A 17,037-nucleotide genomic window follows, 5' to 3' on the forward strand; every position below is an offset into this window, starting at 1 on the left:
ACTTAATCCMTACCTTCAGTACAGTTTATGGTTTCTTCAAATGTTATGGTTTCATAATTAAGTATTTCACCATTTAGCAAAGTCCCTGGACCACCAGGCATAGCTTTATCATATACAAAGGACCCAAAGACTTTCCTAAATGTTTCAGACCATTTTAGGCAAAGCTTAACTGGAGTATTCATTGAGTTTGTAAGTGTTAGAGCCTTTCTATGCGCGTTTGCAATCTGCTTCACCAAGTAGGCTGTGTTTACATACTCCGCATTTTGTGGAAAGAATAATCCATATGCTTGTTTATCTATTACTAGACGAATGAATTCTGACAAATGGTCAATATATAGCATACTACGTTCATTATCTATGTCAGGAAAGAACGGTAATTTTGTTGCCATTTTAGCGAGCCGAGGATAATTTCCGACACAATTCCTTCCATACACAATCGGAGGCCTTATGATGGAAATTTTAAAGTGTTCAGTGTTCATTTCAGATAATATCTTTTCTGCCTCAAGCTTTGATTGGGCGTAAGGTGTTTTGGGGTTCGGGATAGTGTCCTCCGTGATATATCCTGTTTCAGTACCATAAACGCCCATTGTACTTAAAAAAACGAACTGCCCTACGCCATCTAATTTTGCCTTTTCAGCCAGCTCTGCTGTTAAATCCCTATTTATTTTAAAGTATTGGGCTGTATCCATTTCCTTCACGTGAACAATCGCTGCAGTATGAAGAATAACATCATATTTTGAGAATGATATGTTTTTCCACTGCTGATCACGAACACTGATTGTATCGACAGAATACTTTTCAGGATACTTTGAAACCCATTCCTTAAAGGAACTGCCTATATAACTGTTAACTCCGGTTATTAGGATATTTTTCATTTAGAGACAGTCTCCTCTTTTGCTACAGCTGCTTCTTTTGTTGAATGATGGAAATCAACTAATGACTTGTCCACATATTTATCTTCGCCGAAAAGTACGACTCCGACCGTTCTGATTAGGATTCTAAGATCGAGCAAAATCTTAAAGTTCTCAACATAATAAACATCCAGTTTGTATCTATCCTCTAAGGAAAGATAGATGTTTCCACTAACTTGTGCCAAGCCTGTCATGCCTGGGCTCATATTAAGCCTTTTAAAAATTTCCTCATCGTAATCAGCAAGCGATGCTACCCGCTCTGGTCTGGGACCAACAAGGCTCATTTCACCTTTCAAAACATTCAGTATTTGAGGAATTTCATCAAGTTTACTTCTCCTAAGAAACTTGCCTATTGCAGTAATGCGATCATCGTCTTTCATTACCTCCTGACCCTTTACCATTTTTTCTGAGCCAGGTCTCATCGTTCGGAATTTGTAGACCTTGAAAATTTTCTTATTTTTCCCCGGACGGTCTTGCAAGAAAAATATTGGTCCCTCGGAGGTAACTTTAATTAAAATCGCAATGAAAATCCATATTGGTAAAAAAGGTATAAGAACAATTAGCGAAACAACAATATCTAACAAACGTTTAATGAACTTTTGAAATTTTTTATCTTCCATGGTTTCCCTCTATCTCATAATTAGTAGGAGTTAAATACCCATCACTAAGTTGGATGAGGCCCTCGCCTTTATTAGTTTTAGCGGACCAAATTCTATAAGTTTTAACTCCATCCTTATAAAAAGCCCCAGGATACGGCTGGGTGACAGCACGTACCAACCTATCGGCTTCTTTCATAGTCATGCTGCTAAGGATCTCTCCGTCTTCCGGCTTTCTTCCAGGCCATACTGTAGCTTTTGATTCTTCTTGTTTCGTAAGTGTAATATTGTTATTAACAATATCGCCCCAGTACTTAGAAATCAGTGTGATGTGCATTTCATCTACTTTTTGATAAAGTTCAGTTGCTGTTGCGCCCTCATCAAGGGTGATAACACCTTGACCGATAATATCACCCGTATCCACGCCTTCATCTAACTTAAACATCGTTACACCAGTTTGATTTAACCCTTTAATTATGGCCCAAGGTATAGCTGCTCTTCCTCTGCCAACCGGCAATAAAGTAGGGTGCATTCCAATACAGCCATATGTAGGCGCTTCAAGGACTTCCTTCTTCGCAATTTGTGACCAGCCGATAATGAACAGCCAGTCAATTTTATATTCTTTTAAAGCATTAAGCACTTCAGGGTCATTAATATTATCGATTTTTAAAAGTGGTGCGCCATGTTGACTGGCGATATCATCCAGATAAATTCTCCCAGATTTATTTTTCGCTCTTTCATCATTTAACGTAATGAGTAAATCAAGGTTCCCACCAATACGATATATTTCTTCAATACAACTTAGCCCTAATTGAACACAAGTTGCGAATGCTATTTTTTTCTTCAACTGATTTCATCCTCTCAAAAAACTAAAATCCCCGTCTAAATACACTTTCAAATGCTTCTGCATAAACCATCCCTGACTGTCCGCCACGGTATGCTGCAAGTCCTTTAATTGCTTCTTTGCTTCTAGGATGAGGATAATCTCTCATAACACCTCGATATTGCGCGAGTGCATCGATCTTCTTATCAACGCCAATTTCGCCTACTTCAACAAAAGTATTTGGCGAGAATGGATTCATTGCTTTATTTAAGCCCCATTCAGTAGAGGACGGGACTTCCATGAAAAGCAGTTCTTTAAGAGGAGCAACATCACTTCTTCTCTGGAATAGCCTTACAGCTGCCTGGCAAGCCATTGAGGTATGAAGGTGATCGTTATTTAAGTCTGCTGGGTGATGGGTAAATACCACTTCAGCATTCGTCTCTAGAATCGCTGTCTCAATAAACTGGACAAGTTTTAAATGTCCTGCATTGTTGAACTCTATATTGGGGAAGTTACCGGTTATTACTCGGTCAACCCCCAGAATATTCATGGAGCTTTTCACATCTTCATTGAGCTCGTCAGTAGTAGGCCGGAAGTTTCTCGCATTCACTTCTCCTGATAGAATACATACATTAACTGAATGGCCTTCTTGCGCTAATTTATACATTGTGGCTCCTGCACCCAATACCTCATCATCCGGATGCGCTACGACTACTAAATACGACATATTTTTTAACCTCGCTTATGTTTAATATCTGTGATTGCTAATTCCTAGTAACTTAACACTTAGTTGGAGTGTACTCCAACCAACTACTAACCTACTAGGTAAAATAAAGGAATATGGTTTAAACTCATACAAAAAGCTGCTCATAATAATAGACAACCTCCTATTCAAATTTTGTTCCGAATAGGAGGTTGCGGTAGTTATCTGACTTTAACTTTTTCCATTACTTCTTCTAGATACTGTATTAATTCCGATCTCAACTCCGAATTCTCCAACGCAAACTCCACCGTCGTCTTCACAAACCCAATCTTCTCCCCAACATCATAACGCTTGCCTTCAAAATCATAAGCAAACACTCGCTGGATCTGGTTGAGTTTTTGAATAGCATCAGTCAGCTGGATTTCCCCGCCAGCGCCTGTTTCCTGCTGCTCAAGAAACATAAAAATCTCCGGCGTCAAAACATACCGGCCCATAATAGCCAAGTTGGAAGGAGCCGTACCTGGCGCAGGCTTCTCTACAAAGTTATCAACCTGATATCTCCGGCCTTCCTGAACTGAAGGCTCAACAATCCCATAACGATGTGTTTCGTTGTCTGGAACCGTCTGGACTCCAATTACAGAGGATCGAGTTTCTTCATGTACATCCATCAATTGCCTAAGACACGGAGTGCCGCTTTTTACAATATCATCACCCAACAGTACAGCAAATGGCTCATCCCCAATAAAGTTACGCGCACACCAGACAGCATGTCCCAAACCTTTTGGTTCTTTCTGTCGTATATAATGAATATCGGCTAGGTTGGTAGAATAGCGAACCTTCTCAAGAAGATCGAACTTCCCTTTTGATTCGAGATTTTGTTCAAGCTCTTGGGCCACATCAAAATGATCTTCAATCGCCCGTTTGCCTTTACCAGTCACAATGATAATGTCTTCAATCCCCGAAGCAATCGCTTCTTCCACAATGTATTGAATCGTTGGTTTATCAACAATTGGCAGCATTTCTTTTGGCATTGCTTTAGTTACCGGCAGAAACCTTGTTCCCAGCCCCGCAGCCGGGATGATCGCCTTACGCACTTTCTTCATTTCAAGCTCCCCCTTACTTAGCTAACGTCAGCATTTTGTTCTTTCTCCGATTCGCCACATTAATTACATACTCTTTCAACTCTGCTGCCGAAAAACTCTCAAACTGTTCTAGTAGATACTGTATCTCTTGCTCTTGGTCCAGCACTGCTCTCCCAATAAAGATCTTCGGAAACACTGGCTCAGGATGAATCTCTTTTTCATTCAGCAGCTCTTCAAACATCTTTTCACCCGGACGCAAGCCGGCGAATTTGATGCCGATTTCTTCTATTGTATAGCCTGACAGTTTAATCAGGTTTTTCGCCAAATCGACAATCTTGACAGGCTCTCCCATATCGAGGACAAAAATTTCCCCGCCTCGTGCCAATGAACCTGCTTGTATCACGAGTCTTGATGCTTCTGGAATTGTCATAAAGTAACGGGTCATATCCGGGTGTGTGACAGTAACCGGGCCGCCATTCTGGATTTGCTTTTTAAACAACGGGATCACACTGCCTCGGCTGCCTAGAACATTCCCAAATCTCACAGCAACAAACTTCGTGGAGCTTGTCTGGGCAAGCTTCTGAATAATCATTTCGGCAATCCGCTTGGTGGATCCCATGACGTTTGTCGGATTAACCGCCTTGTCAGTTGAGACCAGCACAAAGTTTTTCACTCCGAAGGTAGCCGCCGCTTCCGCCACATTCTTCGTTCCGAACACATTGTTCTTCACAGCTTCCCGTGGATTGTATTCCATCAGCGGGACATGCTTATGTGCTGCTGCATGATAGACGACATCCGGCTGATGCTCTTGCATCACTTCGAATATTCGTTCACGGTCCTGGACATCGCCGATGACCGGGATGATTTCAATGTTTTTCCCATATATATTTCTTAATTCCATATCAATTAAATAAATGCTGTTTTCACCATGTCCAACAAGGACAATTTTAGCTGGAGTGAACTTGCAGATCTGCCTGCAGATTTCTGAACCGATTGAGCCACCGGCACCTGTGACGAGTACCGTTTTAGCCGTAACATATTCCGAGATGCCTTCAATATCGAGCTTGACTGGCTCCCGTCCGAGCAGGTCTTCCACTTGGACATCGCGGAACGAACTGACCGAAACTCTACCCAGCATGACGTCTTCAATTTTTGGCATGATTTGCGTTTTGGCATTGGTTTTTGAGCATTCATCAAAAATTCGGTTGATTTCTTTTCTGCTTAGCGACGGAATCGCAATGACAATTTTATCGATTTTGTATTTTTCAACCGCATCGGCAATTCCTTTTGATGTTCCGACAACCGGAATGTCGAGGATTTGCAGCTTGTACTTGCGAAAATCGTCATCAATGAATGCCACTGGTTTAAGTCCCAGTTCAGGATTGCTTAGCAGCTGGCGGGCGACCAGCGTGCCACCCTGGCCGGCGCCGACAATCAGCAGCCGCTCCATGTCCTGCTTGTTTTTCATAATGTGATCGCGGTACATCCTCCACGCAAACCGGGAGCCGCCGATCAGGATGACATGCAGTGTCCAGGTCGTGAACAGGGCGCGGCCATAGATTTCAAAGCCCATCATCAATTGGAAAATACCTGTGCCAATGATGGAGTAGGTGACTGCCTTGACGATGGAGATGATTTCGCCGACACTTGCGTACTCCCATGCTTTGTTGTACAGCATATGGATGGAAGCAAAGACGTGATGGAGACCGAATAAAACAAGCGCGCTCAGTAAAATATTTTCATAGCTGAAGGTTTGAATCGACGGATGAAGGGGTATATAACTGAGATAAATGGCAGCAAAAACGATAATCGAATCCAGTCCAGCCAAAAAAGCGACGCGGTTACGGTAACTCAAATTTTTTCCTCCTTTTGGTTATGTACTAATTAGTGTACTCATTAAACAAATTCCAAAGAAAAATATCTAATGAAAGCACACGCTCGTTTGTTATGCGCTTTCATTAGATATTTTTGGTTTACATATCATTAAAGTTTGGGCATCTAACCCACCCTCACATCATGCTCTTGACGACATCGCGCGTCTAAGGCTGTATTTCTTACATCCMACAGCATGATCGAGTGCCTCCGTCTGTAACGGGAAGGAGGCATCACCGGTCAGGAACAGTTCCTGAAGCTGGAGAGTTCCAGCTTGGTTTGGCTCTGTAAAGTTTTTTGGAAGATTCTTTATTGTTGGTCAGTAGTCCGTTGGCCTAAAGTTTAAAAGATTCCAAGAAACTTTTTCTTCTTCACACGTTGGGGCATTTCCTTATAGATGTTGCTTCCTTCTAGTAACAGCTCGGCATTCTCCATAAATAGATACTGCATGTCAGTGCCGAATGACTTTTTTATTTCCTCATAGGCAGCAGCCATGTTGAAGGCCCTGCTTGTGACATTATGAGCATCGGATGCGATCAGGTGCACGAGATTGGCGCTCACCAGGTCCTGCGAGAAGTTTTTGAGCTTCTTGCCGAACTTGCCGGTGAGGCTCCCAGCGGTCAGCTGGGCGAGTGCCCCTTTGTTCACAAGCTGGTAGAGCAGCTCCGGATTTTCGTGAATCTCCCGGTTCCGTTCCGGGTGTACGATGACCGGAATCATCCCTTTTAGCTGCAGATCGAACAGCATTCTTTCGGTATAGCGCGGCACATGGGAGGAAGGAAGCTCTACGAACAGAAACTGGGTGTCATTTAAAGGAACCAGTTCTCTTTTGTCAAAGTCTTCAATCAATTCTCCATAAATCGCGGGCTCCTGCCCGGGCAGAATCTCCAGCGCTATACCTTCTTTCTGCAAACGGTTGTTCAGCTGCTCGCAACTCTTCAGGATTTCTTCCCTTGGATTCTCGTACCGTCCATTTTTATGATGAGGTGTTGCGATGATCGTGGTGATGCCTTCCATGACGGCCGCCCTTGCCATTTCCAGGCTGTCTTCCATTGTTTGGGCGCCATCATCGATTCCCGGTAGGATATGACAATGTACGTCAATCATCGCAAACACTCCTTTCATTTCTTGTCGGAATTTACCTATTTAATGCTACCATCCTACTACTCTAGCGTCAAAGGGGGTATTTTGTCGAAGTATGTCGAAAGTCCTATTTCTTACCGTAGTAATAGTAATAATCGGAGTTTTCTAGTTTCTTATGGTTGAGAACCGCGCCTAGCAGTTTTCCCTTAGCTGACTTCAGTAGGTCTTTCGCCCTGGTTGCTTCCTCCATCTCTGTCCGGCCGCTGTAAAGCACCATGACAGTACCGTCCACTTTGTTGGCGAGCACCTGGGCATCGGTTACCGCGAGAATCGGCGGTGTATCAAAAATGACGACTTCGTAGGACTCTTTTACCTCATGAAGGAAGCGGTCCATGCTTTTTGAGCCCATCAGCTCCGCCGGATTTGGGGCGATTGGCCCGCTTGTGAGCACATCAAGGTTTTCGACATCTGTCGAATTCACGGCATCTTTTAAAGCCATCTGCCCGGCCAGCACCGTCGTCAGTCCAAAGGTGTTCGTCTGGTTGAACGTATAGTGGGTGGTCGGCTTCCGCAAGTCGGCATCGACAATCAGCACCCGCTTTTCCTGCTGCGCAAACACGACAGCCAGGTTGGCCGATGTGGTCGACTTTCCTTCCCCTGGACCTGCAGAGGTGACCATGATCGTTTTAATTTCTTCGTCCACGGAGGAAAATTCGATGTTCGTCCGGATGGTCCGGTATTGTTCGGATACAGGTGACTTCGGATCATAAGAAGAGACCAGTTTCCGCCGTTCGGTTGATGGTTTCTGCTTTTTCCTAAGAGCCAAGTGTCTCACCTCTCACTTTCGTTTTTCGCGCTGAGCGTCCCTGCTTAATTTGTTCCATCGTCGCATCATCGATGACCGAGATGACACCAAGGATTGGAAGTTCAAGCTGCCTTTCCACATCCTGCTCATCTTTTACGGTGTTATCGAGATACTCGATCAGGAAGGCAAGTCCGACTCCGGCCATCAAGCCGACGACCAGGGCAATCGCAATATTCAGGACCGGCTGAGGTTTGACTGGCGCCTGTCCATCTGTTACGGTCGCTTTTGCAAGGATGGAGACATTGTCGACGTTCATGATGTCGACGATTTCCTTTGAGAACACATTGGCCACTGTGTTGGCAATGTCTGCTGCTGCTTTCGGGTCTTCATCCTGGACAGAGATATTGACGACCTGAGAACCATTTTCGCTGCCAACAGTGATTTTTTTATTCAGCTGCTGGGCGTTTAACCCAAGGTACAGCTCATCGGCAACAATATCGAGGATGGCCGGGCTTTTGATGATGACATTGTACGTATCGATCAGCTGCAAATTAGTCTGCACTTGACTCGCATTATACATCGCTTGTTCGTCGTTCTTCTGGTTCACGAGGATTTGGGTGGACGCCTGGTAAATCGGCGTTAAAAAGAAAAAGCTGACTACACCTGAGACAATAACTGCTGTTAATGTAATTGCCAGAATCAGGGCCATCCGCTTTTTTAGGGTCTGAAGCAACTCTTTTAAACTGATTGTTTCTTCCATACATAGCCTCCGCCTATTTTTCTACAAATCTTTCGATATTATATCATAGTTTCTTGCAAAAATTACCGTTTCTTGACATAATTTTAACAAACAAGTAATATTCCCTAATCTCTACCATTGTAAACCGCTGTCTAGTTTCTTGAAAGGGAGATATTACAAATGGAATTATTTACAATTCACTAGAAGTGAGGAGATCTCATTCATGAAAAACGTAATTGTTGGCCTTCTTGCCCTTGGCTGTGCCGCGCTTTTGATTGCAGGCAACCAGCACTGGAAGGAAAAGACCGCTGTATCGGCTGATCCCCCTGGTGTCCGGGCCGCGTCTGATCCTGTGCCGGCTGAGGAACCTAAGGTTAACACTTCCGATCTTTTATCTCTGACGGCGAACTGGCCGGAGGAGGCGCAGCAGCAATTCGAGAAATCCCTGGCCGACGGCTCGCCCTTCACCATCCTGATTGCCGGATCTCCTGCCCTTGGGACAGAAGAGGCTGGCTGGAGCAGCAAACTGAAGGCTGAGCTTGAATCGGCCTTTGGCGAGCATTTGGACGTCATCGTTAAAAGCTATGACACTACTTCCGCTCAGTTTATCGAGAACGGTCATTTGGATGAGCTCGTGGAAACCCGCCCAGACCTGACGCTTCTTGAGCCGTTCACTCTGATGGACAATGGGAATGTGATGATCAGCCACTCCCACGAGCACCTGGATACAATCGCCTCTGGCTTGCAGGAAGCGAACCCGGAGCATGTGCTGATTGTCCAGCCGCCGCATCCACTCTATAACGCAAGCTATTATCCAATCCAGGTGGATGCGTTGAAAAAGCATGCCGAAAAGCGTGGGTTACCCTATCTTGACCACTGGGGAGAATGGCCCGAGCAGGACAGCAAGGACCTGAATGATTACCTGGTGACCAAGGACAAGACCACCCTCCCGAACGAACAGGGACATCTTTTATGGGCCGAATATCTGGCAGATTACTTTATTGCACACTAAGAAAAAGCGATACCTTTTGCGGTATCGCTTTTTTTATAATTGGTTGGCTGCGATGGTCATGACCGCAGAAAGGAAGATGGTCAGCAAAAAGAAGGCAGCATAAATCATCGCTTTCGCACGCTTCTTCTTTGCAAATCGTTCCTCTGGCGTTATGAAGTAACTCTTTGGCATCAAACATTCTCCTTCACTATTTGATGGCAGCTGGCTGGCCTTGTGGTTCACGGAGGCCCCTGAAGCTTTGCGTCACCATTTTTCAATGGTTTTGCCTTAAATATGTAACAAATTCATAATACTGGAATTCGACGGATTGCGACACCGGCTTTTGCCTTGGTAAGAAAGTAGGGATTTAGCTGTATATTGTGGTGACGTTCCTGTTAAATAATTCTTATTTACCAGTTTAATACATTGAGAACAGGGTAAATGGACTTTTCATACTTTGGTACCGATAGTTGTTTTTCGAAAAATTTTAATTGTTTTGGCACTATAGAGCTTTCCTGTGGTTTTCATGAAAAAAGCGATGCCTTTATGTATCAGGCATCGCTTCTTTTACAATGAATTGGCTGCAACCGTCATGATCGCACTGAGAAAGATGGTCGCTAAAAAGAAAGAGACATAAAGCAGGTTTTTGGCTCTTTTCTTTTTGACAAACCGCTCCTCGGGAGTGAGGAAATAACTTTTTGACATCAAACATTCTCCTTTGCTATTTGATGGCAGCTGGCTGGCCTTGTGGATTCACGGAGGCCCCTATAGTTTTGCGTCACCACTTTTCAGTGATTTTGCCATTGCTTATTCCCTTTTCCGGGAATGCCCCATGTTTATTATCGGCAGATAGTAGAAAAGGTTTAATATCAAAAAAAACGCCAGGAATCCTGTGTCGATTCCTGGCGTCCTGTTTATTTCCCCGTGGCATTCTGAATGTCCAGCTTGAACTCGTCCAGCCATTTCTGGACGGTGATTTCTTCTTCCTGGATTCCCTTCTCATAAAATCGCTTCATAAGATCGAAGAACTGCTCTTGAGAGAAGATAATCTCGCTTTTATTTTTCTCCAATTCTCCTAATCCTCCCTATTTTATGACATCATTCTAGTGGTTGCCAAAGTAAATGTAAATAGTTTTCCAGTTAATTCTCTGAAAATTTTATGTTAATTTAATAGAAATTGACGAATTCGGCCCCCACGTATATCCTCATATGGTAAAATGTAGATACTTAAATGTTGCCAGAGGAGTGAATGATCAAAAAATGAAGAAAAAAGTCACCGCCCTAGCCACGGCCGCGGTCCTATCGTCTACGTTTGCCACGAATGTTTTTGCTGATACATACACTGTAAAAAAAGGAGATACCCTCTCTCACATCGCCATCAAGCATAATACGAAAGTAGCAGACTTGAAAAAGTGGAACGGGTTAAGCTCCGACCTGATTTTTGTGAACCAGAAACTGAAGGTAGCGAGCCAGCCGGCCGCTACAGCAAGCGCGGCCTCACTAGCAAGCACAAAGGCCACTGTTTCGACAACTGCGCAAAGTGCACCAAAGGCTGCTACATATCGAGTTGTCAGCGGCGACACCTTGAGCGGGATTGCCGCCAAACATAGCATATCCCTGGCCAACTTGAGGGCCTGGAATAATCTGAACTCTGATTTGATTTTCCCTGGACAGGTTTTTACCGTTTCCAAGCCAAGCCAGGAGCAGGTTCCTTCCCAGCCGGTACAGCCCGTTGCAACGCAGCCTGCCGTGTCACAGCCATCCCAGCCTGCTGCTGCACCTGCCCAGTCTTCGGTGTACACCATCAAGCCAGGCGATACGCTAAGCAAGATCGCCCTGCAGCATAAGATGAGTGTGGCCGAACTGATGTCATTGAACAATTTGAACTCTCATATAATTTATGCCGGCAAAACCTTAAAGGTTTCTGGACAAAGTTCTGTTGTCTCGTCCACCCCTGCCAAAACGGCAGGCCAAACGGCCACGGTGGTCCAGGCGAGCACTGGCTCCAGCCAGGTGGACAAGCTGATCGCCGAAGCGAAAGCACATATCGGCACCAAGTATGTATGGGGCGGATCTGCGCCAGGAGGATTCGATTGCAGCGGCTACATTCATTACGTGTTCCAGAAAGCAGGCAAAAACCTGCCGCGTACCTCGGCTGAAGGCTACTTCAACCGGTCCTACTACGTGGACAAGCCGCAGCCAGGCGACCTGATCTTCTTCGAAGGCACTTACAAAAAAGGAATCTCGCACCTCGGAATCTATCTCGGCAACAACCAATTCATCCACGCCGACAACAGCGGAGTGCGGATTACCAGTGTAAATGATACGTATTACAAAAAGCATTTTGATAGCTATAAGAGACTTTACTAGAGTCGCAGAATCGCCGCCTTGCCCGCCAGCAAGGTGGCTTTTTGCTTTTTCATACCCATTCTTTCGCCCTCATTAAACTCTTTCGACAGGATTCTTTGTTTTTTGTCGGTATATGAGTTTTTTGTTGTTTTTGTTGGTGCAAATCTATTAGCACATTGCTATTCACGAAGCTGGGAACCTTGATTTACAAGATAAAATGACCTATTTTCATCAGACCAGGCTCGCTTTGGGGCCGTGGGGTTGATGGAAATAGGTCGTTTTGGTTTTGAACTTGCTTGTGGAGGGGGAAATTGGGGTTTGGCTGCATTTCCTCCCGGCCCCAGGTTGGCGGATTGCATCAATTATCTTGGGAATTGCTTCAATTATTGAGTGGATTGCATCAATTATTGAAGTTATTGCATCGATTATTGCCGGGATTGCATAAACCTGTGTCCAGCCAGTGAACAGCCTGGTCCACGGCGCATTGCCAGATCCACCTTATGAAGCTCTGATCCTAGTTTTAAAAGATTAATGACCTATTTCTATCAAATCAGGCTCGCTTTGGGGCCGTGGGGTTGGTGGAAATAGGTCATTTTGGTTTTGAACCCGGGGAAAAGCCTGGCCTGGTACACCCAAGGCTTGCTTTGGTACCGGTTTTGCCGGTGTGCCAGGGTTTATGCTTCATTCAGAGCAGGTTATGCTTCATTGAATGGGATTTATGCTTCAATCATCCAGGTTTATGCATCAATAATCGTGTTTTATCGATAAACCTGTGTCCAGCCTGTGACATTGCCGCTACTCATTCGTGCGTTTATGCCTTACCGGCTGACCCTTCTCGCTCCCGCTCCTGAATAAACCMAATAAAGGCATCCACCACCGAAAGATCGGAGGAGTTTTCATCGAACAGCAGCCATGTTTGGCGTGTCAGTTTTTCACTGCCGATTATAAGTTCATAGCGATGCAGGTCACTGCTGTCTTTTAAACAAATTTCCGGCAAAATGGCGTATCCCAATCCTTGATGTACCATTTCCCGGCATGTATCGATGAGGTCGACTCTCATCGCGACTTTGGGAGGCTGCTCGAAGGATGCCTTCCACCACTTGTCGATTCTGTTTTTCAGGGAAAAGTCGGTCCTGTAATCAATTCTTGGCAGGTAAGGCAGCTTCTTCATATCGATTTCATCTTTTGAAACCAGATATATCCCTTCGTCCCCCATCAACGCCTTGGGCCCCTTCCAGTCATAAGGGTCACGGACAATGCCAACGCTTATCTCTTCCTGCTGCATCATTTGCAGTACTTCCTGGCTGTACCCTGTTCTCACATCAAGATCAACTTCGGGATGCTGTGCCAAAAACTGCGCCAGCACCTGGGGAAGTTCATACCTGGCATACGTTTGTGAGACGCCGAGCCTCAGAGTTCCTTTGATTGTATTGTCCAGGTTATTCAGATAGTCTTTTGTCTCCCTCAATTGCCGAAGCATGTTCTCCGCATAGGAAACCAAGTACTCTCCTTCTGCGGTGAAATCGACGCCCCGCTTTTTCCGCGACAGAATTTTGACTCCGAACTCCCGCTCCAGCTGCTTGATCCTATAGGTCAGCGAAGGTTGGGATATATACAGCTGTTCCGCTGCCTTGGTGATATTCCGCTCCTGATAAATGGTCTGGAGCATGCGCCAGTCCTTTTCGTCCATTGTTACCCCTCCCTTCTAGTTATAAAAATATTTTATCGTAAATCATAAAATATCCATATTTTATTTATATCAATATTACCAATAAAATAAAGATGTAAATAGTAAAAATACATAAATAATTACGAGGAGGAACTCACTTGTCTAACTATGATGTAGTAGTGGTAGGAGCTGGGAACGCAGCGCTGTGTGCGGCCATTTCGGCAAAGAAAAACGGAGCGAGTGTACTGGTGCTGGAAAAAGGACCTGAACATAAGCGCGGCGGCAATTCATATTTTACCGATGGAGCGATCCGCACTGCCTACAATGATCTGGAGGCCATCAGGAAGATCATGCCGGAACTGTCGGATGAAGAAGCAAGCATCATCGTGATGCCGGAATACAGTGCTTCCGATTATTATGATGACCTGATGAGGGTAACCGAAGGCCAGAGCCAGCCGGAGCTCGCCACTCAGCTTGTCTCCAAATCGTATGAAACCATCGTCTGGATGCGGGAGCAAGGCGTGGAGTTCGAGCTGAACTATGATAACCAGTCTTTTAAGAAGGATGATAAAATCCACTTCTGGGGCGGACTTCCTGTCAAAACGAAGGAAAAAGGCATCGGCCTGATGCGCGCTCTCTTCCAGCGCGCCAAGGAAGTTGGCATTGTTGTCTGGTATGAGGCGGAAGCGACCAAACTGGTCACCAATGAAAACAGGATTACAGGTGTGGCCGTTCGGAAACAAGGCCAGGAAATCACCGTGGAGGCGAAAAGTGTCCTGCTTGCCTGCGGAAGCTTTGAGGCCAACAAGGAAATGCGTTCGAAGCATCTTGGAAGTGAGTGGGAAGCGGCGATTGTGCGCGGCACCGAGTTCAATACAGGTGACGGCCTGAAGATGGCGACAGAAGTTGGAGCCCAGACGTTTGGCGAGTGGGCTGGCTGCCATTCGATCGGTACCGATGCGAATGTTCCAAAGGTTGGCGATTTCACCAAGCCGGGCGATATTTTCAAAAAGCATTCCTACCCGCTTGGCATCATGCTGAACAAGGACGGCTACCGCTTTGTCGATGAAGGCGCGGACTTCCGGAACTACACCTATGCCAAGTACGGCCGCGAAATTTTAAAGCAGCCGGGACATGTTGCCTACCAGATTTTCGACTCCCAGGTTAGGCCACTGCTGCGCAAAGAATACAATTTGGAAGAAGCGACTGTGTATGAGGCCGATACGCTTGAAGCGCTGGTTGAGCAGCTTCCTGTTGAGAAAGAGCAATTTTTGCAGACGATCGCGGAATACAATGACAGTGTGCAGGACGGCGAATACAATCCGTCGGTAAAAGACGGCAAGTCCACCAAGGGCATTTCCCCAGCCAAGACGAACTGGGCGCTGCGGGTAGAACAAGGACCTTTCTATGCGTTCCCGGTCACATGCGGCATCACCTTCGCCTTTGGCGGCCTGCATGTGAACACCAATGGCGAAGTGCTCGGCGAGAACCAGGAGCCCATCCAGGGACTGTTCGCAGCCGGTGAAATGGTCGGAGGCATCTTTTATAAAAACTACCCAGGCGGTTCCGGTTTGATGTCCGGGTCGGTGTTTGGGAAGGTTTCGGGTGAGCAGGCGGCGAAGTATGCGGCTGCGAGTGCAGTGGTTAAATAGAATCTATGACTGCAGGCAATCTTGAATTGCCTGCGGTCTTTTTTATTGGCTGACTTGCGTTATAATGCCCGGTGTTCACACTTTGGACACCTGTTTGGCGAATAACTCCAATAATTGATGCAATAACCTCAAGAATCGATGCAATAACCGCGAAAATTGATGCAATCCCGGCAATAATTGATGCAATCCGTCAATCCCGGGGCGAGGGGGGTGCACAACAAGCAAGATCAAAGGCAAAATGACCTATTTCATTAAAACACAGACCCCTAGTGAGCTTGTTTTAATGAAAATAGGTCATTAATCTTTTAAAAATCGAGTTGGTCGCTTCGTAACGGGTCACGCGCTTTATCCCAAGCCCAAGGTTTAACGAAAATGGAGCTTCCTCCCCCCTACCAATAAACCAAAAACGACCCCAAAATCACGCCAATCCAGAGAAGCGCGGAAACCACCCCTGCCCGAAACAGGTCCCTCTCGGTAAAATGCCCATAGGAATAGGCGATGATGTGGACCGGTGACTGGGTGATAAAGAAAAACCCTGGGATTCCGGCGAGAAACACGGCTTTCGCCAGCGTCAGGGCACTCACACCAATCAGCGTATCGCCCAGCGATATGGCGATCGGCAGCATGATCGCCAGAAAGCCAAGCACATTGACGAACATGATCCTCATCAATGCCGTTAACACAATCAGAATGAGCACAATCATCATTGGTGACTGTCCAGCGAGGATGCTATTCAAATAACCCGCCAGCCAGTCGATCGTCCCCGTGCCCAGCAGCATCCCCGATACCATCAGGGTGGAGGCAAAGAACAGGACAATATCCCAGTTCACCGCCTTCCGCGCCTGTTCCCATTTCCAGACGCCGATTCCGGGGAAGACGGTCAGGCAGGCACCCAGGAGGCCGATGAGCGGAATCGAGTAGCCATGGACATTTTGAAAGACCCAGAGAATCAAGGTCACCTCCATGATTCCCAGCATCTTCTTTTCCCTTACACTCATCTTCCCCAGCTCGGCCATTTTCTCGTCGATCAGCAGCAAAAGATGTTCCTTATTGATTTCTTCAGGCGGGAACATCAGGATGAACACCAGCCAAAGCAGCCCGGAGAACACGAGGATTGGCACGCCGAACAGGAGGATCCACTCTAAATAATGGATGCTTGGGCCGATTTCCGAAAAGAGGCTGTAGGCATAAATCGTGGAGCTCGCCCCGGTTGCAATGAAAGCACCGGTTATCGGAATCAGATAAGTAATACCGATAAACAGGGATTTCCCGAGATTGCTGACAGAATTGACCGCTTTCAGGCTCCTGACCAGGCTATCGAGAACGGAAGCGAGAAGGCCTGCCTTTCCGACATTGGAAGGCACCAGGATGGACAGCACAAACGACAGGACGAATGAAATGAAGATGAGCGCCTTGCTTGCGCCGCGGGACCCTTTCAAGATGGAAAGCGAGAGCCGGTCGGCCAGGCCTGTGTCGATGAACGCCCGTGACATCACGAACATGGCGAACAGCAGCCAGACGACGTCGGAGCCCATATAGGACAGCGTTTCTTCATACGATAAAAAGTGGAAAGAGAACAGCAGCATCACCAAAAGCGAGCTGTAGGCGAGCGGGAAGACATTCCCCACCCATAAAATTTGAATGATGACGAGGGCCACCAGGGCCTGGACCTTGATATCGCTATCGAAAGGAAGCAGGAAAAAGCCCAGGTACAGCAGGCCCGCAATTGCAAGTAGAATTCTTTTTTTCATCAGAAGTACCC

Annotated in this window: 18 protein-coding genes and 2 riboswitches; of the genes, 4 read left to right on the forward strand and 14 right to left on the reverse strand. The window is 46.1% G+C overall.

What is annotated here, in order from left to right; translation table 11 throughout:
- Positions 1-2: 2 nt before the first annotated feature.
- From ADU22_RS03745 to ADU22_RS03785, 9 genes are all read right to left on the reverse strand, one after another.
- Positions 3-875: an NAD-dependent epimerase/dehydratase family protein gene (locus ADU22_RS03745; RefSeq protein WP_053360974.1), complete on the reverse strand. Its 873-nt coding sequence runs from the start codon at positions 873-875 to the stop codon at positions 3-5.
- Positions 872-1,531, reverse strand: a complete 660-nt coding sequence (locus ADU22_RS03750; RefSeq protein WP_053360975.1) for a sugar transferase — start codon at positions 1,529-1,531, stop codon at positions 872-874. The genes ADU22_RS03745 and ADU22_RS03750 overlap by 4 nt, the downstream gene beginning before the upstream one ends.
- On the reverse strand, positions 1,521-2,354 hold the full coding sequence (locus ADU22_RS03755; protein WP_053360976.1) for a formyltransferase family protein: 834 nt from the start codon (positions 2,352-2,354) through the stop codon (positions 1,521-1,523). The genes ADU22_RS03750 and ADU22_RS03755 overlap by 11 nt, the downstream gene beginning before the upstream one ends.
- Positions 2,355-2,376: 22 nt before the next feature.
- Positions 2,377-3,057 carry a PIG-L deacetylase family protein gene (locus tag ADU22_RS03760; RefSeq protein WP_053360977.1) on the reverse strand — a complete coding sequence of 227 codons (681 nt, stop codon included), beginning with the start codon at positions 3,055-3,057 and terminating at the stop codon, positions 2,377-2,379.
- 197 nt (positions 3,058-3,254) lie between these two features.
- Positions 3,255-4,136, reverse strand: a complete 882-nt coding sequence (gene galU / locus ADU22_RS03765; protein ID WP_053360978.1) for a UTP--glucose-1-phosphate uridylyltransferase GalU — start codon at positions 4,134-4,136, stop codon at positions 3,255-3,257.
- A gap of 13 nt (positions 4,137-4,149) precedes the next feature.
- On the reverse strand, positions 4,150-5,970 hold the full coding sequence (locus tag ADU22_RS03770; RefSeq protein ID WP_053360979.1) for a polysaccharide biosynthesis protein: 1,821 nt from the start codon (positions 5,968-5,970) through the stop codon (positions 4,150-4,152).
- Positions 5,971-6,329: 359 nt separating this feature from the next.
- Entirely contained in the window at positions 6,330-7,094 is a 765-nt protein-coding gene (locus ADU22_RS03775) for a tyrosine-protein phosphatase (RefSeq protein WP_053360980.1), read from the reverse strand.
- Positions 7,095-7,197: 103 nt separating this feature from the next.
- Positions 7,198-7,896 carry a CpsD/CapB family tyrosine-protein kinase gene (locus ADU22_RS03780; protein ID WP_053360981.1) on the reverse strand — a complete coding sequence of 233 codons (699 nt, stop codon included), beginning with the start codon at positions 7,894-7,896 and terminating at the stop codon, positions 7,198-7,200.
- Positions 7,886-8,635 (reverse strand): YveK family protein, encoded by a 750-nt coding sequence (locus ADU22_RS03785; protein WP_053360982.1) that lies wholly within the window; start codon positions 8,633-8,635, stop codon positions 7,886-7,888. Before ADU22_RS03785 ends, ADU22_RS03780 begins: the two co-directional genes overlap by 11 nt.
- 202 nt (positions 8,636-8,837) lie before the next feature.
- Here ADU22_RS03785 and ADU22_RS03790 point away from each other — a divergent pair, with 202 nt between their 5' ends.
- A complete protein-coding gene (locus tag ADU22_RS03790) occupies positions 8,838-9,626 on the forward strand; it encodes an SGNH/GDSL hydrolase family protein (RefSeq protein WP_053360983.1) in 789 nt (262 codons plus the stop codon).
- A 33-nt stretch (positions 9,627-9,659) separates the two neighbouring features.
- On the opposite strand, the gene ADU22_RS24535 is transcribed toward ADU22_RS03790, so the two are convergent.
- From ADU22_RS24535 to ADU22_RS24545, 3 genes are all read right to left on the reverse strand, one after another.
- A complete protein-coding gene (locus ADU22_RS24535) occupies positions 9,660-9,797 on the reverse strand; it encodes a hypothetical protein (protein ID WP_156324308.1) in 138 nt (45 codons plus the stop codon).
- 22 nt (positions 9,798-9,819) lie between these two features.
- Positions 9,820-9,903, reverse strand: a riboswitch (cyclic di-GMP riboswitch).
- A gap of 269 nt (positions 9,904-10,172) precedes the next feature.
- Positions 10,173-10,310, reverse strand: a complete 138-nt coding sequence (locus ADU22_RS24540; protein WP_156324309.1) for a hypothetical protein — start codon at positions 10,308-10,310, stop codon at positions 10,173-10,175.
- 22 nt (positions 10,311-10,332) lie between these two features.
- Positions 10,333-10,417, reverse strand: a riboswitch (cyclic di-GMP riboswitch).
- Positions 10,418-10,519: 102 nt separating this feature from the next.
- On the reverse strand, positions 10,520-10,675 hold the full coding sequence (locus ADU22_RS24545) for a YwzD family small protein (protein WP_156324310.1): 156 nt from the start codon (positions 10,673-10,675) through the stop codon (positions 10,520-10,522).
- A gap of 190 nt (positions 10,676-10,865) precedes the next feature.
- On the opposite strand from ADU22_RS24545, the gene ADU22_RS03795 reads away from it, so the two are divergent.
- Together ADU22_RS03795 and ADU22_RS24550 are read left to right on the forward strand one after the other, a co-directional pair.
- A complete protein-coding gene (locus tag ADU22_RS03795; protein WP_053360984.1) occupies positions 10,866-11,975 on the forward strand; it encodes a C40 family peptidase in 1,110 nt (369 codons plus the stop codon).
- A 265-nt stretch (positions 11,976-12,240) separates the two neighbouring features.
- A complete protein-coding gene (locus ADU22_RS24550; RefSeq protein ID WP_156324311.1) occupies positions 12,241-12,399 on the forward strand; it encodes a hypothetical protein in 159 nt (52 codons plus the stop codon).
- Between the two features lie 366 nt (positions 12,400-12,765).
- Here the strand turns inward: ADU22_RS24550 and ADU22_RS03800 are convergent, their stop codons facing one another.
- Complete coding sequence (locus ADU22_RS03800; protein WP_053360985.1) at positions 12,766-13,644, reverse strand: LysR family transcriptional regulator; 879 nt, start codon at positions 13,642-13,644, stop codon at positions 12,766-12,768.
- 137 nt (positions 13,645-13,781) lie between these two features.
- Here ADU22_RS03800 and tcuA point away from each other — a divergent pair, with 137 nt between their 5' ends.
- Positions 13,782-15,275: an FAD-dependent tricarballylate dehydrogenase TcuA gene (gene tcuA / locus ADU22_RS03805; RefSeq protein ID WP_053360986.1), complete on the forward strand. Its 1,494-nt coding sequence runs from the start codon at positions 13,782-13,784 to the stop codon at positions 15,273-15,275.
- A 389-nt stretch (positions 15,276-15,664) separates the two neighbouring features.
- Here tcuA and ADU22_RS03810 read toward each other — a convergent pair whose 3' ends face one another.
- On the reverse strand, positions 15,665-17,026 hold the full coding sequence (locus tag ADU22_RS03810; protein WP_053360987.1) for an SLC13 family permease: 1,362 nt from the start codon (positions 17,024-17,026) through the stop codon (positions 15,665-15,667).
- Between the last annotated feature and the right edge of the window lie 11 nt (positions 17,027-17,037).

It is taken from the genome of Bacillus sp. FJAT-27251 (assembly GCF_001273925.1).
Taxonomy (GTDB): Bacteria; Bacillota; Bacilli; order Bacillales; family Cytobacillaceae; genus Mesobacillus_B.